We start from the raw sequence: 22,346 nt of genomic DNA, 5'->3' as shown, positions 1-22,346 counted from the left end.
TGGGACACCTACCGTGGTTCACGTCCTTTGCAACGTCGAAAGGTGCCGAAATGACCGACGCCGCCGTCCGTCCCACCACGCCCGCCACGAGCACGCGTACGCCCGTCGGGGGTGCCCCGACCGCACCGCACAGTGCCGCGGAGGCCTCCGAAGCCCGCATCGACACCGAGCGTGTCACCGACCTGCTTCTCGGCACCTGGGGCGACACCCGTCGCCAGGCGCGCGAGATGATCAAGGATCCCGCCCTGTGGCGCGACGACAGTCTCGGGATGGACGCGCACCGCGAGCGCACCCTCAGCCAGCTGCACCTGCTCGTCCAGAACAAGGCCGTGCACCGCGCGTTCCCCAAGCGTCTGGGCGGTGAAGAGAACAACGGTGCCAACATCGCCGGCTTCGAGGAGCTCGTCGCCGCCGACCCGAGCCTCCAGATCAAGTCGGGGGTGCAGTGGGGCCTGTTCGGCTCGGCGGTCCTCCAGCTCGGAACCCGGGAGCACCACGACAAGTGGCTGCCGGGCATCATGAGCCTCGAGATTCCCGGCGCCTTTGCGATGACCGAGACCGGCCACGGATCCGACGTCTCGGCGATCGGCACGACGGCGACCTACGACCCCGAGACCGAGGAGTTCGTCATCCACACGCCGTTCCGCGGCGCCTGGAAGGACTACCTCGGTAACGCCGCCGTTCACGGCAAGGCGGCGACGGTGTTCGCCCAGCTCATCACCCAGGGCGTGAACCATGGAGTGCACTGCTTCTACGTGCCCCTCCGCGACGACGACGGCAACTTCCTTCCCGGTATCGGCGGAGAAGACGACGGCCTCAAGGGTGGCCTGAACGGCATCGACAACGGACGCCTGCACTTCGACCAGGTGCGCGTGCCCCGCACGAACCTGCTCAACCGCTACGGCGACGTCGCCGCCGACGGCACCTACTCGAGCGACATCGCGAGCCCGGGTCGCCGGTTCTTCACCATGCTCGGCACGCTCGTGCAGGGTCGCGTCTCGCTCGACGGCGCCGCCGCGTGGGCCTCGGCCATCGGCCTCATCATCGCGATCACGTACGGCAATCAGCGGCGCCAGTTCGACTCGGGCAACGGCACCCCCGAGGTGACCCTGCTCGACTACGGCAAGCATCAGCGTCGCCTGCTCCCGCGTTTGGCGACCACGTACGCGCAGATCTTCGCGCACGACGAGTTCCTGCAGAAGTTCGACGGCGTCTTCAGCGGCCGCCTCGATACGGATGCCGACCGCGAAGACCTCGAGACCCTCGCCGCCGCGCTCAAGCCGCTGTCGACCTGGCACGCCCTCGACACCCTGCAGGAGTCGCGCGAGGCATGCGGCGGACAGGGCTTCCTGTTCGAGAACCGCCTCGTGGGCCTGCGCGCCGACCTCGACATCTACGTCACCTTCGAGGGCGACAACAACATCCTGCTGCAGCTGGTCGGCAAGCGACTTCTCGCCGACTACGCCAAGCAGTTCAAGGGCAAGGATGCCAAGCAGCTCGCCGCCTTCGCCGTCGGTCAGACCGCCGGCAAGCTATTCCACGGTGCCGGGATGCGTCAGCTCGGGCAGGCGGTCAGCGACTTCGGGTCGACGGCGCGCTCCGTCGAGAAGGGGCTCCGCGCCGAGCAGCAGCACGAGCTGCTGGCGGGACGCGTCCAGCAGATGATCGCCGACATCGCCGGGCGTCTCCGTCCGGCATCCAAGCTCTCCCGTGAAGATGCCGCCGCGCTCTTCAACGAGAACCAGGCGCAGCTGATCGAGGCCGCGCGAGCTCACGGCGAGCTGCTCCAGTGGGAGGCGTTCACCGATGCGATCAACCGCATCACGGACCGCGACACCCTGACGGTGCTCACCTGGCTGCGCGACCTGTTCGGCCTGCAGCTCATCGAGAAGCACCTCGCCTGGTACCTGATCAACGGACGCCTGTCGACGCAGCGCGGCGCGGCCGTATCGAGCTACATCGACCGCCTCTGCACGCGGCTCCGTCCGCACGCGCAGGACCTCGTCGACGCGTTCGGCTACGGCCCCGAGCACATCCGTGCCTCGATCGCGTCGGGCGTCGAAGACGACCGTCAGAACGAAGCCGCGTCGTATTACGCGGCGCAGAAGGCCGCGGGCACCGCTCCGATCCCGGAGAAGAAGCCCGCCAAGTGACGCGCGAAGCGGGCGGCGGTCGGAAGGGGGGCGCCGCCGTCCGCTTCGCGTCTCTTCGCGCTGCCGCGCCGTGTCGGTGGTCGGCTCTAGCCTGAGGTGATGAGCGACGTCCTGATCGGTCTCGACGGCACCGCCCGCTGCGCGTGGGCCGGCGCCGACGCCGAGTACCAGCGGTATCACGACGAAGAGTGGGGTACCGCCCTGCACGGCGACCGTCCGCTGTTCGAGAAGATGAGCCTCGAGGGCTTCCAAGCGGGGCTGTCGTGGATCACGATCCTGCGCAAGCGTCCGCGCTTCCGCGAGGTGTTCGACGGGTTCGACCCCGCCGCGGTGGCGGCGTTCGGCCCCGACGACGTCGAGCGATTGATGCAGGATGCCGGCATCGTCCGCAACCGCGCGAAGATCGAGGCCGTGATCGGGAACGCCGGCATCGTCGCAGAGATGGCCGAGGGTGAGCTCGACACGCTCATGTGGTCGTTCGCGCCGGCCACGCACACCCCGCCTCGCCTGTTCGCCGACGTCCCCGCCGTCACCCCCGAATCGACAGCTCTCAGCAAGGAGCTCCGCCGCCGCGGTTTCCGCTTCGTCGGCCCGACCACGATGTACGCGCTCATGCAGTCATCGGGCATGGTCGACGACCACGTGGCGGGCTGCTGGCGCGCGGCCGCGTGACGCACCGCTAGACTGGACTCATCGGGAGCATTCGCTCCCTGCGTCGTCGAACGCACCGGCCCCCTTTCGTTGGGCCTTTGACCTTCACGGCGAACGGATGCGCCACCCGGCGCCTTCGCCCCCTGCAGCCGCAGCATCGCGGCATCCCGAACCGCCGTGCGCGCGTGCGCCGCGGCTGGAGTATTCATGACCTCCCAGACTTTCGCCGACCTCGGCGTGCCCGCCCCCCTCGTCGACGTTCTCGCCTCGCAGGGCAAGAACGACGCGTTCCCCATCCAGGCAGACACCCTGCCCGACACCCTCGCCGGCCGTGACGTGCTCGGCCGCGGCAAGACCGGCTCGGGCAAGACCCTCGCCTTCTCTCTTCCCCTCGTCGCGCGCCTCGCCGGCAAGAACGACCGCCGTCGCGGCCGCAAGCCCCGCGCCCTCGTGCTCGCTCCCACCCGCGAGCTCGCCAACCAGATCGACGAGGTCATCAAGCCCCTCGCCGCGGCCTACGGCCTGGTCACCACCACCGTGTACGGCGGCGTGAACCAGAAGCGTCAGGTCGACGCGTTCAACGGCGGCGTCGACATCCTCGTCGCGTGCCCCGGTCGCCTCGAAGACCTCATCGGTCAGGGCCACGCGAGCCTCGACGACGTCGAGATCACCGTGCTCGACGAGGCCGATCACATGGCCGACCTCGGCTTCCTCCCCGGTGTCACGCGTCTGCTGTCGCGCACGCCCGCCAACGGCCAGCGCATGCTGTTCTCGGCCACCCTCGACAACGGTGTGGACAAGCTCGTCAAGCGCTTCCTGCGCAACGAGGTGCTGCACTCGGTCGACGAGGCGCACTCGCACGTCGCCGCGATGACCCACCACGTGTTCGCCCCCGCCGACGCCGACGCCAAGAAGGAGCTCGTGCAGACCCTCGCCTCGGGCACCGCGCGCCGCATCCTGTTCATGCGCACCAAGCACCAGGCCAAGAAGCTGGCGAAGGCCCTGACGGCCGCGGGCATCCCCTCGGTCGACCTGCACGGAAACCTGTCGCAGCCGCAGCGCGACCGCAACCTCGCCGCCTTCGGCGATGGCCGCGCCAAGGTGCTCGTCGCGACCGACGTCGCCGCCCGCGGCGTGCACGTCGACGGTGTCGAGCTCGTCGTCCACGTCGACCCGCCCGTCGAGCACAAGGCGTACCTGCACCGCTCGGGCCGTACCGCCCGTGCCGGCACCGCCGGTGACGTCGTCACGATCATGCTCCCCGAGCAGCGTCGCGACACCCTCGACATCCTTCGCAAGGCCAAAATCTCGGCCACGCCCACGGCCGTGACGCCGACCTCTCCCGAGGTCGTCGCCCTGGTCGGCGAGGTCGCCCCGTACGTCAAGCCCGAGCCGATCGTCGCGCAGCCCCAGGGCGGCGGACGCTCGCAGGGCGCGAACGCCCAGCGCAAGCGCGCTGAGCGCGCCCAGGGTGCGGACGCCGCATCCGCCGGCGGCGGACGTCGTCGCCGTGGCCGTGGCGCCGGCGGCCCCTCGGCCGATGCCCCCGCCGCCGCGGGCCACGCGCCCCAGGGCGGCCGCACCCAGGGCCAGCGCTCCGGTGCCGGCCGCGGCCAAGGTGCCGGTGGCGGACAGCGCGCCGGAGCGGGCGCCTCGCGTTCTCAGGGCGCGGGCCGCTCGGCATCCGGAACCCCCACGACCGGTATGGTCGTCGGCGCGCGCAGCCCCCGCACGAACCGTCGCGCCCAGGGCTGATCCACGTCACGAGGCCCCCGCAGATCCGTCTGCGGGGGCCTCGTCGTTTCGCGGAGTCGTCCACCGTCGAGGCGGGTCGGGGGTCGAGCGTCCTCGCGCGGGCGCGTCTCGCGGATGTCGGAGGTCTCCGCCACACTAGGGGGCGACCCGAGGAGCTGCGCATGAACGGTCCCGACACCCACGACGTCATCCGTGTTCGCGGTGCACGCGAGAACAACCTGAAAAACGTCGACCTCGACGTGCCCAAACGTCGGCTGACGGTTTTCACGGGAGTCAGCGGGTCGGGCAAGTCGTCGCTCGTCTTCGGGACGATCGCGGCGGAGTCGCAGCGGCTGATCAACGAGACGTATCCGACGTTCGTGCAGCAGTTCATGGGTGAGCTGTCCCGTCCCGACGTCGACGCGCTCGAGAACCTCAGCGCCACCATCCGGGTCGATCAGGAGCGGATGGCCGCCAACGCGCGCTCCACCGTCGGCACGGCGACCGACGTGCACGCCATGCTGCGTGTGCTCTTCAGCAGGCTCGGTCAGCCGCACGTCGGGTCGTCTCAAGCCTTCTCTTTCAACGTCCCGTCCATTTCGGGCGCAGGTGCCGTGACCATCGCGACCGGCGCCAAGAAGGGGCAGAAGGAGCGCCGATCGTTCGAGATTACGGGCGGGATGTGCCCCGACTGCGAGGGTCTCGGCCAGGTCAGCGACATCGACCTCGACCAGCTGATCGATCCGAAGCTCTCGCTCAACGCCGGGGCGATCCTGGTGCCGGGTTACACCGCCGACGGATGGATGGTGCGCGTCTACAGCGAGTCGGGCTTCGTCGACGCCGACAAGCCGGTGGGGGAGTTCAGCGACCAGGAACGTCGGGACTTCCTCTACAAAGAGCAGACCAAGGTCCGCATCGCCAACACGAACATGACCTACGAAGGCCTCGTGCCCAAGGTCACCAAGAGCATGCTGCAGAAGGATCGCGACGCCCTGCAGCCGCACATCCGCGCTTTCGTCGATCGGGCCGTCACCTTCGTGGCGTGCCCGGCGTGCGGGGGTACCCGCCTCAACGAGGGCGCTCGCTCATCGCGGATCGGCGAGGTCAACATCGCGGATGCCGCGGCCATGCAGATCACCGATCTCGCTGCCTGGGTGCGCACGATCGACGACCCGATGGTCGCTCCCCTCATCCAGGGTCTGCGCGAGACCCTCGACGCCTTCGTGCACATCGGGCTCGGGTATCTGTCCTTGGATCGCGCGAGTGGCACGCTGTCGGGCGGCGAGGCGCAACGGACGAAGATGATCCGGCACCTCGGCTCGAGCCTGAGCGACATGACCTACGTGTTCGACGAGCCCACGGCGGGGCTGCACCCGCACGACATCCAGCGCATGAACGAGACCCTGCTGCAGCTGCGCGACAAGGGCAACACGGTGCTCGTCGTGGAACACAAACCCGAGGTGATCGAGATCGCCGACCACGTCGTCGACCTCGGTCCGCGCGCGGGGCGCGGCGGCGGGACCATCCAGTTCGAGGGTGACGTCGCCGGCCTTCGGGCCTCCGCGACGTTGACGGGACGCTTCCTCTACCATCGAGCCCGGCTGAAGGACGCCGTCCGGACGGCGACCGGGGTCCTGCCGATCCGCGGCGCCTCCCAGCACAACCTGCGTGACGTCGACGTCGACGTGCCCACGGGGGTCCTCACCGTCGTGACGGGCGTCGCGGGATCGGGAAAGTCGTCGCTCATCCACGGCAATCTGCCCGCGTTCGACGATGTGGTCGTCGTCGACCAGACCGCCATCAAGGGGTCGCGACGCAGCAGCCCGGCGACCTACACCGGCATCCTCGATGCGGTGCGCGCCGCCTTCGCCAAGGCGAACGGAGTGAAGCCGGCCCTGTTCAGCGCCAACAGCGAGGGGGCATGTCCGGCCTGCAAGGGGCTCGGTGTCATCGTCACCCAGCTGGGTTTCCAGTCGACGGTCGAGACGGTGTGCGAGCTGTGCGGTGGCACCGGCTTCTCGGACGACGTGCTCGAGTACACGCTCGACGGAAAGAACATCGCCGAGGTTCTCGCCATGTCGGTCGATGAGGCGGCGGAGTTCCTGGTCAAAGGCCCGGCGGCGGCCGTCCTGGGGCGCCTCCGCGATGTCGGACTCGGGTATCTGACGCTCGGCCAGTCCCTCAACACCCTGTCGGGTGGAGAACGCCAACGGCTCAAACTCGCGATCTCGATGGCCAAGACGGGGGCCGTGTACGTCCTCGACGAGCCCACGACGGGGCTGCATTTGGCGGACGTCGACACCCTCTTGCGACTGCTGGATCAGTTGGTGGATGCCGGCAACACGGTCGTCGTGATCGAGCACCACCAGGCGGTGATGGCGCACGCCGATTGGATCATCGATCTGGGGCCGGGTGCGGGCCGCGACGGCGGCGCGATCGTCTTCGAGGGGACGCCGGCCGATCTCGTCGCGAAGCGGGAGACGCTCACCGGCGAGCACCTCGCCCGATACGTCGGGGTCTGACCGCCGACTCCGCGGTCAGGCGCACGGGCGCGGTCCCGTCATGGGGCCGAGGCCGTCGCGCGGCACGAGGGCAGGTGCCACCCCCGGGCCCGGTCGGGTCGCCGCCCTCGCGCCGGGCCGTGGTTCAACGCGTCGCGAGCGCGGTCACCGCGCCCGTCGGCGCCGCTCACCGACTGCCGGCAGGAGTGCCTCAGCCGCGTGTTGGAAGGGTCGCGTCGTGCAGGTGGCGATCGCCGTGAGAGAGGACTTTGACCATCACGCCGCGTCGACGAAGGTCCGCGACGGCGCGGGTCTCGTCCTCGCGCGTCAGCCCGAGAGCGTGCACGCTCGCGACGACGAGCACGTCACCGCGCGTCAGCGTTCCGAAGAACCGGTCGAGTCTGTTGGACCATCCCTCGAGGGTCTCGGGCGCCGGGTGACGGAAGCCCTCGATCGGCACGCCGAAGCGCGTGAGATCGTCGCGCTGTTGCTTGACGGTCTCCATGTCGGGGCGTGAGACCACGAGGCCGACCAGCCGCGAACCGGCGGGGCGCGCACGCCACCAGTCGCGATCGCTCTGCAGTTCGGTGAAGCACTTCGGGCACTCGGCCGCCGCGTGCACGAGTGGCACGGGGCTGGTCCCGGCGGCATCCGCAGATGACGGCATCGTCGGGATCGGATCGCTCATGGAAACCTCCGCAACCATTCTGCCGCACGACCCTGCGAAACGCCCCGTTCCGCCCGCGGCCTGGCGTCCCCCCTGTGTCGAGGCGCGTCCCAGAAAGTGCTGTCTACTGCCCCCTCAGGCACCCAAAAGTGGGACATGGTCTGGGGGCGAGCGACCCGCATCTCCCCTCGCATCAATCCGTGTCCCAGAAAGTGTCGGGGCATGTCCCAGAGAACGCTGTCCGCCATGGCCCCAGGCAGCCAAAAGTGGGACATGGTCGGGGCCGCCAGCGACCCGCGGCCCGCCCGCATCTACCCATGTCCCGGAAAGTGTCGGGACATGTCCCAGAAAGTGCTGTCTGCTGCCCCCTCAGGCAGCCAAGAGTGGGACATGGCCCGGCGGCCATCGACCCTTGTCCCACTTCGCGTCGGGGCATGTCCCAGAAAGCGCTGTCTGGCGCCCCGCACCGCTCAAGCAGCCTCCTGGCCATACCCGCGCGGCCCCGGCAGGCAGCACCGGACCCGCCGCGGCGGGCCCGGTGGGTTCGCCTCAGTGGGCGGAGTATCCGCCGTCGACGAGGTGGTAGCTCCCCGAGATGAACGACGCGTCGTCGCTCAGCAGGAACAGCGTGAGGGCGGCGACTTCGTCGTCCGTGCCGAGGCGGCCGGCGGCGTGCTCGTTCTCGAGGTGGGTCAGCGCCTCGGGCGACAGGCTCGCGCGCACCAGGGGAGTGTCGATGAATCCGGGGCCGACGGCGTTCGTGCGCACGCCCTGGGCGGTGTACTCCAGCGCAGCGACCTTGGTCAGCCCGACGAGGGCGTGCTTGGCCGCCACATAGGCGGAGCTCTGGGCGATGCCCACCGAGCCGAGGACGGATGCCATGTTCACGATCGCTCCGCCACCGGAGGCGACGATGGCGGGGAGCTGGAACTTCAGCCCGTAGAACACCCCGTCGAGGTTGATCGCGCGCACGCGGTCCCACGACTCGATGTCGTAGTCGCCGATGGTCGCGGCCTGACCGCCGATGCCGGCGTTGTTCACCGCCAGGTGGAGTCCGCCGTAGGTCTTCTTCGCGAATTCGACGGCCGACTCGGAGTCCTGCCACTTCGCGGTGTTCTGGGCGAACGCGGTGGCGGTGCCGCCGACGACGGTGATCTCCTGGGCGACGCGTTCGGCGGCCTCGAGGTTGATGTCGGTGACGATCACCGATGCGCCTTCTTTGCCGAGCTGCCGCGCGATGGCGGCTCCGATTCCGCTTCCTCCGCCGGTGACGAGGGCGACTTTCCGGGCGAACCTGCTCATGGGGTACTTCTCTCCCGCCGTCGAGTCACCCCGACTCTCGCGGTGACCGCATGCGCGCGAGGAGAAACCGAAACCCCGGTCCTGGTATTCCTCGTCAGTCGTCCGCGCCGTCGTCGATGCGCAGCTCGAGACTCAGCTGGTCGGCGTCCAGCTCGGCGAGGGCGTGGCGCAGCGCCGCCGTGCTGAAACGCCCGTCGCGGCTCAGCTCGCCCAGGCGCTTGCGCATCGCCTCGATGGAGGCCAGACGCAGCTCCAGCAGGTCGCGCACCCGTGCGTTCGCTTCATCGTCGTCGTCCGGCGGCTGCACGAGCCGGGCGCCGGCGCGCTCGACCAGGTCGGCGGGGAAGGGCTCGCCGTCGCGCCGCGCGAGCGAGCCCGACTGAACGGCCGTGATCGCGGCATCCCGAAGCTCCGAACTCAGGGCTCGCTGCTCGTCGCGCGTAGGTCCTTCGCCGCCGTCGCCGCTCAGGCCCACGCCGCGCACGACCGGCGACAGCGTCAGTCCCTGCAGGACCAGGCTGAACAGTGCGACGAGGAAGGCGACGAAGATCAGCAGCGGACGTTGCGGGGTGTCCACCGGGAGCGTCTGAGCCGCCGCGAGGGTCACGACCCCGCGCATCCCCGCCCAGACGATCACGGTCCCGTGACGGGCGGTCAAGGGCGAGTCGCGGTAGTAGTCGAGATCGGCCATCGTGCGCGAGATCCGCGAGCGCATCCACCCGATGCGGCGCTCGGTGCGGGCGGGGTCGGCACGCCCCTCGCCGAACTGCTCGGGTGCCTCCCGGTACGCCTCTTCGAAGCGGTCGAGGCGCTGCTGCGCGCCCTCGATCCGGTCCTGGTGGCGAACGTGCCGTCGGCTGCGCCGAGCCTGCACCGCGATCAGCCCAGTCACGTACAGCGCCCGCACGAGCAGCACGATCCCGAGCGCGGAGAGGGCGAGCCACGTTCCGTGCCAGAGCCCCTCGTGCTCCCTGAGGTTGGCGACGACGATGTCCTTCAGCTCGAGGCCGAAGACGAGGAACACCCCGCCCTCGAGGATCAGCTCGACCGTGCGCCAGTTGAGCCGGTCGCTGATGCGCTGCTCCGGGGTGAAGCGCCGCGCCGCGCCCTGGCCGGTGACGATGCCCGCGACCACCGCGGCGACCAGACCGGATCCGCCGAGGTGCTCGGTCGGGAGGTAGGCGAGGAAGGGGATGGTGAAACTCAGCGCTGTGTTCGCGGCGGAGTTCGAGACGCGCTCGCGCACGCGCAGGTTGGCCCAGCCGACGACCGCGCCGAACACGAGGGCGATCGCGACGGCCCACGCGAAGTCGGCGAGGGCATCGCCGAACGCGAATCCCGAAGCCACGGCCGCCACGGCCGTGCGCAGGAGCACGAGAGCGGTGGCGTCGTTGAGCAGGCTCTCGCCCTCGAGCATCGTCACCACGCGCGGCGAGATCCCCAAGCGTTTGGCGATCGAGGTGGCTACGGCATCCGTCGGGCTGAGGATCGCGCCCAGGGCGATGGCGAGAGCGAGGCCGAGACCGGGGATGACGGCCCAGAAGAACAGACCGAGGACGAGCGAGCTGAAGACGACGAGCAGCACGGAGAGCCCCGCGATAGGGGCGAAGTCGCGGCGGAACTCGATGGCCGGAAGCTGCACGGCCGCCGAATAGAGCAGCGGGGGCAGAACCCCCACGAGGATGACCTCGGGGTTCACCGAGAACGGTTCGACGAAAGGGAGCAGGCTCACTCCCGCGCCGACCGCCAGAAGGACGAGCGGGCCGGCGACGTTGAAGCGCGGCCCGATCACCGTGGCGAGAGCGACGACCACCACTCCGGCGAGGACGAGGAGGAGGGGATCGATCACCCTTCGAGGCTATCCCTCGGGCTTCGCTCGGCGGAGCGGCACCGGGCGACGAGATGAGCGGGGTCCTCGATGCCGCCGGGCCCTCAGCTCTCCGCGCGCACGGCGGCGGCCACGGCCTGCAGTCCCGCCAGGGTCTCGGCGAAGCTCGTCGACAGGGGCGAGAGTCCGATGCGCAGCCCGTGCGGGTCGCGGTAGTCGGGGATGACGTCGTCGCTCCACAGGCGGGCCGTCACCGCCCTCATCGCGGGGTGCGAGAGCGTCACGTGTCCGCCGCGTTCCGCCGGGTCGCGCGGAGAGGCGAGCCGCACGCCGAGCGGACTCAGGATGCCGTCGGCCACCCGCACCGCGAACTCGGTGAGAGCGATCGATTTCGCCCGCACCGCCTCGATGCCGGCTACGTCGAGAAGGTCGAGGGTGTCCTGCATGGCGACCATGGCCAGCACCGGGGGTGTGCCGGAGAGGAAGCGGCGCATGCCCTCGGCGGGGCGGTACTGCGGCCCCATCGAGAAGACGTCGGCGGCCCCCATCCATCCCTGGACCGGCTGGGTCAGGGTCGCGTGATGACGAGACGCGACGTACGCGAACGCGGGGGAGCCGGGCCCGCCGTTGAGGTACTTGTAGGTGCAGCCGACCGCGAGGTCGGCGTTCCACGCGTCGAGCTCGACCGGCACGGACCCGGCCGAGTGGCACAGGTCCCACAGCACGAGCGCTCCGGCTCGGTGCGCGATCGCGGTCAGCTCGGGTCCGTCGGCGAGGAAGCCCGACCGGTACGAGACGTGGCTCAAGAGCACCACTGCGGTGCGCGGTCCGACCGCGGCGCGGAGGGAGTCGGCATCCACTCCGCGTGCGGTGTCGACCTCGACCCAGACCACGCGCGCTCCCCGTTCTGCCGCGATCCCCTCGACGAGGTAACGGTCGGTGGGGAAGTCGTCGCGCCCGACGACGATCTCGACGCGTTCGGGATCGCGTGCCGTCTGGGCGTCGAGGGCGGCGCGCAGCATCTTGTAGAGCAAGACGGTGGTCGAGTCGCCGATCACCGTCTGACCGGATGCCGCGCCTAGCGCCAGGGCACCGATCCGGTCGCCGATCACGAAGGGCAGTTCCATCCACGTCTCGTCCCACCCGCGGATGAGACGTCCACCCCACTCGTCGGTGACGAAGCGTGCGAGCCGATCGGCGGTGGCGCGGGGAGGCCGCCCGAGCGAGTTGCCGTCGAAGTAGATCAGCGACGTCTCGCTGCCGACGAAGGCGTCGCGGTGGTGCGCGAGGGGATCGGCCTCGTCGAGGCGCCGCGCCTCGGCGGCGAAGGAGTGGGCCGGGGCCTCGAGCCGGTCCACGGAGCCGAAGTCGGGGGAGGGGTCAGTCGACACGGGTAAGCTCCTCGGTCGGAACGACGGTCGCCCGGCTGAGCCAGCTCGCGACCTCGTCGTCGTCGGTGGGGGCGGCGCCGGCGACGAAGGTCGAGACGGCGTCGAGGGGCCGGGCGCGGGGCCAGGGGTCGGTGAGGGCGGTCACGAGAGCGTCGCCGCGCACGCCCGCCTCGGTCAGGGCGAGCAGCTCGCGCCGATTGACGCCCACGGGCAACGAGCCGTTGCCGAGGTCCGTGCCGTAGAGCACGCGGCCGCCGCGCGCGGCGAACGCGCGGAGATTCGAAATTGCGCGCTCGCGATCGGCCCCGCGGTGGATGTCGAGCGTCGAGATCCACGCTTGGCCCGCGGCGACGGCGCGCGCCACCTGGCGTCGAGAGACGGCGGCGTCGAAGGGGGCGTGAGCGAGGGCGGCGACGCCCGCATCGATCGCCCGGTCGACCTGACCGGGGCCTTGGGCGTGGGCGACGACGGGGAGGCCCCGCTCGGACGCCGAGGCGACCACGGCGGCGAGGGCGGCGTCGGACAGCACCGGACCGGCGTCGGCGTGGAGCGCGACCTTGATGAGTGACGCTCCGGCATCCGCCTGCTCATCCACCGCGGTGCGGGCTCCGCCCTCGACTCCCGGATGACGCGAAGGATCGGTGACGAACCGGACGATCGACGGCGGAGCCCACGAGCGACCGTCGGGGTACCCGCCGGGGACGGTGAGGAAGGCCCCGGCGAACGCGGTCCGCGGCAGGCCGGACGGCCGCCGCGCGAGGGCGAAGGGATCACCGCCGAGGTCGACGACGGCGGCGATCCCTCGACGCCCGAGGGCCGCGGGATCGATCAGGTGCAGGTGCACGTGGTGATCGACGAGCGCGGGCAGCGCGCTTCCCGTTTCAGCGGTGAGCGCGCGCCGCACGGGCCACGCGGCGGAGAGGATCACGCCGTCGCGATCAGATCAGCGACAGCTCGCGGAGCTTGCTCTCGACGTCGGCGTTCGACGGCTCGACGTGGTGGCTGGAGTCGGGGTAGACGACCACCGGGATGCTGGTGCGCCCGGAGATCTCTTTGGCGACGTCGGCCGCGGCGGGGTCGGCCACGAGGTCGATGTACTCGTAGTCGATGCCGAGCTCGTCGAGCTGCTTCTTGGTGCGGATGCAATCGCGGCACCAGTCGGCGCCGAACATACGGATGGTTGCGTCGGAGGACATGCCTCCAGCGTACGCCGCAGCGCGACGGTGAGCGCCGGGGGTCAGGCGGTGACTTCGTCCTCGAGGGGCTCGATCGCACGGACGGCCTTGCCGACACGGCTCTTCTTGGGCGCGTAGACCACGAGGGCGTGGAAGACGAAGCGCACCACGAAGGCGGCGATGAGCGTGAGGGCCGCGGCGATGACGCTGGGCATGTGGGCCTGGCTCACGAGAACCCAGATCACCGGAATGCGCACGATGGCCTCGACGCCGTTGAACGTGAACGACTTGATGAAGCGATGCCGCATGAGGCCGGACTCGGCGCGCATGTCGGCGAACACGAGGTACTCGAGCGCGATGAAGTTCGCGACGATCGTGACGATGCTGGCGATGACCGCGGCGACGAGGTACTGAACGCCGAAGGCCTGCAGGGCCCACATGATCGCGAGGTTGGCCACGGCTCCCAGCCCGCCGACGAGGGCGAACGCCGACATGCGTCCGAAGCGGAGCATGGTCAGCTGGGTGAGGAAGCGCATGCCCTGGCTGAAGGTCGCCTTGGACTCACCGGCGAAGCGGGGGGCGAACGAGAACGGCACCTCGGCCACGCGCATCTGCTTGCGCGCGAGGATCTCGAGCAGGATCTTGAAGCCGCGCGGCTGCAGGGTCTCGATCTCGAGCGTGCGGCGGTCGACGAGGAAGAAGCCCGTCATCGGGTCGGTGCAGTTGTTGAGCTTCTTGGGGAACATCGCCTTGGTCAGCAGCGTCGACGCGCGCGACACGGTGGTGCGCACCGCATTGGCGAGACCGTCGGAGGTACCGCCGGCGACGTAACGCGAGGCGACGACGACGTCGGCGTCGCCGACCTCGGCGCGCGCGAGCATGTCGGCGATGACCTCGGGCGGGTGCTGCAGATCGCCGTCCATGACGACGCAGCGGTCGGACTCCGCGGCACGGATGCCCTCGACCACGGCGCCGCCGAGACCGCCCACCGGGTTGTCGCGGTGGATGAGGCGGACCGGGATCTCGGATGCCGCGGCGACGGCCCGGATGATGTCAGGGGTGTCGTCGGTGGAGTCGTCGACGAAGATCACTTCGACCGTACGACCGAGCAGCGCGTGTGTCGTCCGTCGGACGAGCTCGGCGACGTTCGGACCTTCGTTGAAGGTCGGAACGATGACGGAAAGGTCCATAGAAGCTCGCGTTTTCTCGGTAAGACAGAAGTGAACAGCGCAGAGCGGTCGGCGCGTGCCCGGTCTGAAAGTCTGGCGTACTTACCTGAGAGATCACGGATGCCCACCTCGGTGGGCCATGAGCGACTGCTCGTGAGCGGGTGTTCCCGCCGATTCTCTCCGGCAGGGGGAGGGTCAGCCGATCTCCTTCTTGAGATCGTCGACCGTCATTCCGTAATTCATGCGGATGACGGGCAGGGCGAGTTTATCGGTTCCGATGCGCACGTATCCGTGTTCGATCGTGCGACCCAGCTCGAAGCCGGCGCGACGCAGTCCCTCCTTCGTCGTGTCGTTGTAGTGCCCGAAGGGGTAGGCGACGACCTCTTTCGCTCCGAGGATCTGCGCCGACCGTTCCAGATCGGCGGCGATCGTGTCGGCGTCCTCGTTGACCATGCGCCCCTTGCCGTTCGCTCCAGCGCGGTGCATGTCGTGGGTGTGCGACCGTTGCAGGACGAAGGGGTTGGGTGTGCCTTCCGTACGTGCCGAGGTGATGACGAACGAGGTGGTCAGGAGCTTCCGGTCGCCGACGATCGGGGCGGCCATCTCGAGCCAGGTGCTGTCGGCGTCGTCGTCGGTGATGACCACGGAGTGCTTCGGCAGGAAGAGCTTTCCGTCGATGAACGCGCTCAGCTCGTCCCAGGTAGGCAGGTAGAAGGCGGACTGCTGGATGTGGGCCATCTGCGCGTCGAAGTCGCCGACGTAGGTGTAGTTCAGCCGCAGCCAGTTGTCTTCGCCGTTCGGGTTTCGCGTGAACTGGTGGTACATGAGGATGGGGATGCCGGCGGCCTCGGCTGCGTTCGCCTCGGGGGTCGTCCACCCGGCGTTGAGCGTCCGCTGCCGGTCGGTGCAGGCGACGAGGTCGGCGCCGTTCAGGCGCGCGGTCTGCGTCATCGCCGAGGCCGCGGTCGCGTCGTCGTACCACCCGGCGAAGACGCGGCCGTCGGCGCGCGGGATGGGCAGGTTCTGGTAACGAGCGCCCTGCGTCTGCAGCTGCGGGTCGAGGGCGATGCCGTCCCCGGCGAACGAGACGGCGCAGGCGTGCGGGTCGGTCGAGCCGGCGAGCAGCGCTTGCGCGGGCGTCAGGGGCGTCGCCGTCGGGGTCGGCGTCTCTGTGGGTGTGGCGCTCACGGAGGTGTCGTCGGCGACGAGGGGAGCCTCGGGGGCGCGGGTCAGGGCGATCGCGACGACGCCCGCGCCGATCAGGGCGACGGCGATGACGGCGCTGATCGTGCGGCGCCGACGGGTACGGCGGGCGGCGCGGCGACGCTGCTCGGCTCGGGTGGTGTTCATGGTGCCTCGGGCTTCGGACGGGTGATTCGGCGCGATCCTATCGACGTGAAAAGCCACACCCGTGAACGAGGGGACCGTGCGGCGCGGCGTTCGCGGGAGGATGAGGGCATGATTCGCATCGGCATCGTCGGGACCAGTTCCATCTCCGAACGCTTCGCGGACGCGGTCGCCGTCGTCGCGGGCGTCGAGGTCTCGCGGGTGGCGTCTCGAGACGCCGAGCGCGCCCGGGCCTTCGCCGACGCGATCGGGGCGCCACGCACCGCGGTTGGCCTCGCGGACCTCCTCGCGGCCCCCGACGTCGACGCCGTCTATCTCGCCAGCCCCAACGCGGTGCACGCGCAGCAGGTGCGCGAGGCGGTGGATGCCGGCATCCCGGTGCTCGTCGAGAAGCCCGCGGTGCTGTCGGCGGAGGAGTGGGATGCCGCGGTGTCGCACGCTCGCGAGCGCGGCGTCGTCCTGCTCGAGGCGATGCGCTCGGGGTACGACCCGGGACTCGACGTGGTCCGCGCGCTGCTGCCGCGGTTAGGCGTGGTACGCCGCGTCTCGCTGCGATACGAGAAGCGCTCGGCGCGGTACGACCACGTACTCGCGGGCGAGCAGACGAACATCTTCGATCCGGCGCTGGGTGGGAGCGCCCTGCGCGACCTGGGGGTGTACCCGCTCCACGCGCTCGTGCGGCTCTTCGGCGCGCCCCGCTCGATCGACGGCGTGCGCGTCGGGATCGCCTCGGGGACGGACGGGCTCGGGAGCGCGATCGCCGCATACGACGGGTTCGTCGCCGACGTCGCCTGGTCGAAGATCACCGATAGCGCCCTGCCCAGCGAGATCCAGGGGGAGGACGCGTCGCTCTCGATCGACGCGATCGACGCTCCTCGCCGGTTGGTGCTGACTCCGCGCTCGGGGCCGGCCGAGGTCATCGAGGTGGACGCTCCGGCCAACCCGATGGTCGGAGAGGTCGAACGTTTCCGCGACGCGGTGGCGGGGGCCGACGTCGCCGATGATCAGCGCGTGACCGGCGTCACCCTGGCGCTGGTGGACGCGCTGCTCCGTCCTCGTCTGGTGTGACGATTCACCCGTCGTTTCCCCCGCTGCGCCAGGATGGGTCGGTGCAGCGGTCCGGTTCCGTCCGCGAGGTGTTCCTCGCCTTCCTTCGTCTCGGCCTCACCTCGTTCGGTGGGCCCGTCGCGCACCTCGGGTACTTCCGCGACGACCTCGTCGTGCGCCGGAAGTGGATGGACGACCGGGCGTACGCCGATCTCGTGGCGCTCTGCCAGTTCCTCCCCGGTCCGGCCTCGAGCCAGGTGGGCTTCGCGATGGGGCTCCAGCGGGCCGGAGTGTTCGGCGCGCTCGCCGCATTCCTCGCTTTCACCCTTCCCTCCGCCGTCCTTCTCGTCGCGTTCGCCGGGGGAGCCGCCGTGCTCGGCGGCCCCGTCGCCGCCGGCGTGATCTCGGGTCTGCAGGTCGTGGCGGTGGCGATCGTCGCCCAGGCCGTGTGGGGGATGACCCGCACGCTCGCGCCCGACGCCCCGCGGGCGGGTATCGCTGTCGTCGGCCTCGCCCTCGCGCTGCTCCTTCCGGGGGCTCCGGGGCAGCTGGGGGCTCTCGCCGTCGGGGTGCTCGGTGGGCTCGCGCTCCTGCGCGGTGTCGTCGAGCCCTCTGCGCCGGCGCTACCGTCGTTCGGCGTGCCCCGCGTCGTCGCCGTGACCTGTCTGGTCCTCTTCGTGGGCGGGCTGGTGGGCCTTCCCGTGCTCGCGGCGGCTACCGGGTCGGGGGTGGCCGCCCTGATCGACGCATTCTTCCGTTCGGGTGCCCTGGTGTTCGGCGGCGGCCACGTGGTGCTGCCCCTGCTGCAGGCGGGGGTGGTCGAGACCGGGTGGGTCTCGCCCGAGGCGTTCCTCTCGGGGTACGGCGCCGCCCAGGCGGTGCCCGGCCCGCTCTTCACGTTCTCCGCCTATCTCGGTGCGGTGTCCTCCGTCGGTCCCGGGGGGATTGCGGGCGCGGCCCTCGCGCTCGCCGCGATCTTCGTGCCGGGCTTCCTCGTGCTCACCGGCGTCCTGCCGTTCTGGGATGCGGTGCGGTCCAAGCCCCGCGTGCGCGCCGCGATGCGCGGGGCCAACGCGGCCGTGGTCGGCATCCTCGGTGCCGCTCTCTACGCTCCCGTCTTCACGACCGCCGTCACCGGTGCGGGATCGTTTCTGCTCGCGGTGGTCGGATTCGTGTTGCTCACCGCGTTCCGCGTTCCGGCGTGGGCGGTCGTCATCGTCGGGGCCGTCGGGGGCGTGGTGCTTGGCTTCACCTGAGCGGGCGCCGAGAGCCGGTCCCGTCCGGGATGACACCGCGTCCCACGGATGCCAGGATGAGCGAACGGCACCGTCGCCGCGGCAGTTTTCGAGGGAGAGAACCGTGTTCCAGAGCCCGTACCCGAGCATCGAGATCCCGGACCAGAGCATCTACGACTATCTCTTCGCATCGCTCGAGGAGTCCGATCTCGATCGCGTCGCGCTGGTGGACCCCGCCGGGGGTGCCGAGACCACCTACCGCGCCCTCCGCGCCCAGGTCGACGCGTTCGCCGGGGCCCTGGCCGCCCGTGGTGCCGACACCGAGACCGTCGTCGCGATGCTGTGCCCGAACGTCCCCGCGTTCGCGACGGTGTTCCACGGCATCCTGCGTGCGGGGTCGATCATCACCACGATCAACTCCCTGTACACGGCGAACGAGATCGAGAAACAGCTGAGGGATGCCGCGGCCACCTGGCTCGTGACCGTGTCGCCGTTGCTGCCGCAGGCGCATCAGGCCGCGCGCGCCGTCGGCATCCCGGACGAGCGCGTCATCGTGCTCGACGGCGCGGAGGGGCACCCCGATCTGCGCTCGCTGGTGGGCGAGGGCCGCACCCCGCCCGAGGTGAGCTTCGACCCCGCGACCCACATCGCGGTGCTGCCGTACTCGTCCGGCACCACCGGGGTCCCCAAGGGCGTCATGCTCTCGCACCGCAACCTCGTCGCGAACGTGCACCAGTGCCGGGCCGTCATCGAGATCGCCCGCGACGATCGGGTGCTCGCCGTGCTGCCCTTCTTCCACATCTACGGGATGACGGTGCTGTTGAACCTCGCGCTGCGCCAGCGCGCGACGCTCGTCACCATGCCGAGGTTCGACCTGATGGAGTTCCTGCGCACCGTGCAGGATCACCGGTGCACGTTCCTCTTCATCGCCCCGCCGATCGCCGTCGCCCTGGCCAAACACCCCGCCGTCGACCAGTTCGACCTCTCGAGCGTGCACAGCGTCTTCTCGGGAGCGGCTCCGCTCGACGGCGAGACCGCCGAGACCGCCGGGCGGCGCATCGGCGCGCGTTTCTATCAGGGCTACGGCATGAGCGAGTTGAGCCCGGTGTCGCATGCCATCCCGGCGGGTACCGACATGCCGGTCAGCTCGGTGGGCGTGCTCATCCCGAACTGCGAGGGGCGGCTCGTCGATCCGGAGACCGGAGCCGACCTCGAGGAGCACGGCGACGACGGCCTCACGGCACCCGGAGAGATCTGGGTGCGCGGCCCCAACGTCATGCTCGGTTACCTCAACCGTCCGGACGCCACCGCCGAGACACTGGATGCCAACGGCTTCCTGCACACCGGAGACATCGGCGTCCACCACGTCGACGGGTACTTCACGATCGTCGACCGGCTCAAGGAGCTCATCAAATACCACGGGTACCAGATCGCTCCGGCAGAGCTCGAGGCCCTGCTGCTGTCGCACCCGAAGATCCAGGATGCCGCCGTCATCGGCGTTCGCGGCGACGACGGCGAGGAGATCCCGAAGGCGTTCGTGGTGGCCGCCCCCGAGGCCGGTCTGAGCGCCGACGACGTGATGGCCTTCGTCGCCGGCGAGGTGGCCCCGCACAAGAAGGTGCGCCGCGTCGAGTTCATCGACGTCATCCCCAAGTCGACCTCGGGGAAGATCCTGCGCAAGGACCTGCGAGCCCGCGAGACCGTGTGAGGTCACCTCGTCCCGTGGCGGACGCGAGAAGGGCGGGGCGTCTCACGACGACCCCGCCCTTCTTCTTCGGAGTGATCGCCGCTCAGGGAGCGATCAACGCGCCGGTCTGGGCGGCGGCCTCCTCGGCGCGCTCGTCCTCTTTGTCCTTGCCGCGGCGCTCGTCGGCGGCCTCCTGCAGGGCCGACTTCGACCGCAGCGGCGGGGTGCGGAAGAACAGCGACAGCACGAAGGCCAGCAGCACGACGCCCATCGCGGTCCAGTACACCGTCGTCGCCGAGGAGTTGAAGCCGACGAGGAACGGCTTGGTCAGTCGCGCGTCGGCTTCCACGAGGAACGAGGTGTCGTCGAGCGTCGAACCGCCGATCGAGGTGTTCTCGTCACCCGCGGTGAACTGGTCCTCGATCGTCGTGGCCGCGGTGTCCACGAAGGCCGCACGCTGCGCGGCATCCGAGAAGTCCAGGCTGACCGTGCCGTCGGACGAGACGCGCGCGACCGGCACCTGCTGCTGGATCTGCGTCGTGGCCGCGGTGATGGCCTGGGCGACGGCCGCCTGCGTGGCGGCGGCCTGCGCCGACGCCGGGATGCGACCTGCCGCGACCTGCTCCGTGACGGCCTGGGTCGCGGCATCCTGAGCCTGCTTCACCCCGGCCTGCAGCTGCGTCGTGGTCCCCTCGACGATCTTCGACACGATCGGGGTGTAGATGCCCGACATGATCTTCTCGTTCGCGGGGGCCGAGGCCACGGTGGGGTCGAGGGCCGCGTCGAGAGCATCGGTGAGCGTCGCGCGGTCGGCGAAGGAACCGATGATGTTCGTCGGCATGAGCGTGAACAGCAGCGACAGCAGCACCGCGGTGCCGAGCGTTCCACCGATCTGGCGGAAGAACGTCGATCCGCTCGTGGCCACGCCCATGTCGCGCAGGCCCACCGAGTTCTGGCTGGCGATGGTCAGCGTCTGCATCAGCTGGCCGAGGCCGAGGCCGATGACGAGCATCGCGATCGCGACGTGCCAGTAGGGGCTGTCGTACTTCAGGAACGTCAGCAGGAAGAAGCCGACCGACATCAGCGCCGTGCCCAGGATCGGGAACATGCGGTAGCGACCGGTGCGCGCGATGATCTGACCGCTCGCGATCGAGGCGATCATCAGGCCGAGGATCATCGGCAGCATCTCGAACCCGCTCTGCGTCGGCGAGGAGCCGAGCACGAGCTGCAGGTACAGCGGCAGGGTCAGCATCGCTCCGAACATGCCGAAGCCGACGAGCACACCGATGATGGTCGCCATCGAGAACGTCGGCGAGCGGAAGAGCTTCAGCGGGATGAGCGCGTCGTCCTTCATCGCGGTCTCGGCGATGACGAAGGCCAGGATGCCGAGCGCGCCGATGACGTAGCAGGCGATCGCGATCGGCGAGCCCCAGCCCCACTCGCGACCCTGCTCGGCCACGAGGAGAAGCGGGACGAGCGCGACGATGACCGTCGTGGCGCCCCACCAGTCGATGCGCACCGAGTGCCGCGGCTGCTTGGGGATGTGGAGGAAGCGCCAGACGATCGCAAGCGCGACGATGCCGATCGGCACGTTGATGAGGAAGACCCAGCGCCATCCGGTGATGAAGAGGATCTGGCTGGCTCCGGCGAACAGACCGCCCACGAGCGGGCCGATGACGCTGGAGATGCCGAAGACGGCGAGGAAGTAGCCCTGGTATTTCGCGCGTTCGCGCGGGGCGAGGATGTCACCCATGATCGCCAGCGGCATCGACATCAGTCCACCGGCGCCGAGGCCCTGGATGGCGCGGAAGGCGGCGAGCTCGACCATCGAGGTCGAGAAGCTCGCGAGCACCGATCCGATGATGAAGATGAGGATGGCGATGAGGAACAGTGGGCGCCGACCGAAGATGTCGGAGAGCTTGCCGTAGATCGGCGTCGAGATGGTCGACACGATCAGGTAGGCCGTCGTCACCCAGGCCTGAAGACTCAGGCCCTGCAGGTCGTCGCCGATCGTGCGGATCGAGGTGCCGACCACGGTCTGGTCGAGGGCGGAGAGGAACATGCCGGCCATGAGGCCGAAGATCACGAACATGATCATGCGGTGGGTCATGACGGTGTTCGTGCCGCCCGTGGCGGGGGGCGGAGTGTGGGCGCGCCTGGTTCGAGTGGTGATGTCTGACATCGGGGCCTCTTCGTGAGAAGGCCTGGCGGACGGCTCGGGAAAGCTCAGTCGAGCGCCAGGTGTTTGCTAAAAGTCAACAAATAGTAGCGCTGTCTGACGGCGTCCGGAACCACTCGCGGCTGTGGGGACGCTATGCGGGCGGCGCCGCGCGGCACGCCGCGGGTGCGGCGCCGGGGCCGGTTGCGGGGAGCGGGGCCGTCACGAGAGCACGGGACGCCAAGGGAACAGGGCGTCATCGCGGAGAACGGCCTGTTCTCGACGCGTGTCCTGTTCTCGG

At 69.9% G+C, this 22,346-nt stretch carries 16 protein-coding genes; 7 read left to right on the top strand and 9 right to left on the bottom strand.

Going from position 1 to position 22,346, the window contains the following annotated elements; translation table 11 throughout:
* Positions 1 to 50: 50 nt before the first annotated feature.
* The 4 genes from BLS25_RS11860 to BLS25_RS11845 all read left to right on the top strand — a co-directional run bounded on the left by BLS25_RS11860 (position 51) and on the right by BLS25_RS11845 (position 7,060).
* Positions 51 to 2,153, top strand: a complete 2,103-nt coding sequence (locus tag BLS25_RS11860; RefSeq protein ID WP_056225898.1) for an acyl-CoA dehydrogenase family protein — start codon at positions 51 to 53, stop codon at positions 2,151 to 2,153.
* 99 nt (positions 2,154 to 2,252) lie between these two features.
* Entirely contained in the window at positions 2,253 to 2,825 is a 573-nt protein-coding gene (locus BLS25_RS11855) for a DNA-3-methyladenine glycosylase I (RefSeq protein WP_074695981.1), read from the top strand.
* A 186-nt stretch (positions 2,826 to 3,011) separates the two neighbouring features.
* Positions 3,012 to 4,559, top strand: coding sequence for a DEAD/DEAH box helicase (locus BLS25_RS11850; protein ID WP_074695979.1), 1,548 nt, complete (start codon positions 3,012 to 3,014; stop codon positions 4,557 to 4,559).
* Positions 4,560 to 4,720: 161 nt separating this feature from the next.
* Entirely contained in the window at positions 4,721 to 7,060 is a 2,340-nt protein-coding gene (locus BLS25_RS11845; RefSeq protein ID WP_074695976.1) for an ATP-binding cassette domain-containing protein, read from the top strand.
* Between the two features lie 190 nt (positions 7,061 to 7,250).
* Here the strand turns inward: BLS25_RS11845 and BLS25_RS11840 are convergent, their stop codons facing one another.
* The 8 genes from BLS25_RS11840 to BLS25_RS11805 form a co-directional block, all read right to left on the bottom strand.
* The gene (locus tag BLS25_RS11840; RefSeq protein WP_074695974.1) at positions 7,251 to 7,727 is read right to left on the bottom strand and encodes a dehydrogenase; all 477 of its coding nucleotides are present in this window, start codon (positions 7,725 to 7,727) and stop codon (positions 7,251 to 7,253) included.
* A gap of 528 nt (positions 7,728 to 8,255) precedes the next feature.
* A complete protein-coding gene (locus BLS25_RS11835) occupies positions 8,256 to 9,008 on the bottom strand; it encodes an SDR family NAD(P)-dependent oxidoreductase (RefSeq protein ID WP_056225915.1) in 753 nt (250 codons plus the stop codon).
* A gap of 94 nt (positions 9,009 to 9,102) precedes the next feature.
* Complete coding sequence (locus BLS25_RS11830; protein WP_081349808.1) at positions 9,103 to 10,857, bottom strand: cation:proton antiporter; 1,755 nt, start codon at positions 10,855 to 10,857, stop codon at positions 9,103 to 9,105.
* Between the two features lie 83 nt (positions 10,858 to 10,940).
* Positions 10,941 to 12,194: a kynureninase gene (locus tag BLS25_RS11825; RefSeq protein WP_056228213.1), complete on the bottom strand. Its 1,254-nt coding sequence runs from the start codon at positions 12,192 to 12,194 to the stop codon at positions 10,941 to 10,943.
* Between the two features lie 22 nt (positions 12,195 to 12,216).
* Positions 12,217 to 13,155: an amidohydrolase family protein gene (locus BLS25_RS11820; protein WP_056225918.1), complete on the bottom strand. Its 939-nt coding sequence runs from the start codon at positions 13,153 to 13,155 to the stop codon at positions 12,217 to 12,219.
* Between the two features lie 10 nt (positions 13,156 to 13,165).
* Complete coding sequence (locus BLS25_RS11815; RefSeq protein WP_056225922.1) at positions 13,166 to 13,423, bottom strand: glutaredoxin family protein; 258 nt, start codon at positions 13,421 to 13,423, stop codon at positions 13,166 to 13,168.
* A gap of 41 nt (positions 13,424 to 13,464) precedes the next feature.
* Positions 13,465 to 14,592, bottom strand: coding sequence for a glycosyltransferase (locus BLS25_RS11810; RefSeq protein WP_056225925.1), 1,128 nt, complete (start codon positions 14,590 to 14,592; stop codon positions 13,465 to 13,467).
* A 174-nt stretch (positions 14,593 to 14,766) separates the two neighbouring features.
* A complete protein-coding gene (locus BLS25_RS11805) occupies positions 14,767 to 15,921 on the bottom strand; it encodes a polysaccharide deacetylase family protein (RefSeq protein ID WP_074695972.1) in 1,155 nt (384 codons plus the stop codon).
* A 108-nt stretch (positions 15,922 to 16,029) separates the two neighbouring features.
* Between BLS25_RS11805 and BLS25_RS11800 the strand changes: the two genes are divergently transcribed.
* The 3 genes from BLS25_RS11800 (at position 16,030) to BLS25_RS11790 (ending at position 19,908) form a co-directional block, all read left to right on the top strand.
* On the top strand, positions 16,030 to 16,986 hold the full coding sequence (locus BLS25_RS11800) for a Gfo/Idh/MocA family protein (RefSeq protein ID WP_074695970.1): 957 nt from the start codon (positions 16,030 to 16,032) through the stop codon (positions 16,984 to 16,986).
* A 41-nt stretch (positions 16,987 to 17,027) separates the two neighbouring features.
* Entirely contained in the window at positions 17,028 to 18,221 is a 1,194-nt protein-coding gene (gene chrA, locus BLS25_RS11795; protein ID WP_081349807.1) for a chromate efflux transporter, read from the top strand.
* A gap of 103 nt (positions 18,222 to 18,324) precedes the next feature.
* Positions 18,325 to 19,908, top strand: a complete 1,584-nt coding sequence (locus BLS25_RS11790; protein WP_074695967.1) for an AMP-binding protein — start codon at positions 18,325 to 18,327, stop codon at positions 19,906 to 19,908.
* Positions 19,909 to 19,990: 82 nt separating this feature from the next.
* Here the strand turns inward: BLS25_RS11790 and BLS25_RS11785 are convergent, their stop codons facing one another.
* Positions 19,991 to 21,997: an MDR family MFS transporter gene (locus BLS25_RS11785; protein WP_074695964.1), complete on the bottom strand. Its 2,007-nt coding sequence runs from the start codon at positions 21,995 to 21,997 to the stop codon at positions 19,991 to 19,993.
* Positions 21,998 to 22,346: the final 349 nt, after the last annotated feature.

The sequence above is a fragment of the Microbacterium testaceum StLB037 genome, from assembly GCF_900104345.1.
GTDB classification, from domain to species: Bacteria; Actinomycetota; Actinomycetes; order Actinomycetales; family Microbacteriaceae; genus Microbacterium; species Microbacterium testaceum_A.
This window is presented reverse-complemented; position numbering and strand designations above follow the sequence as displayed.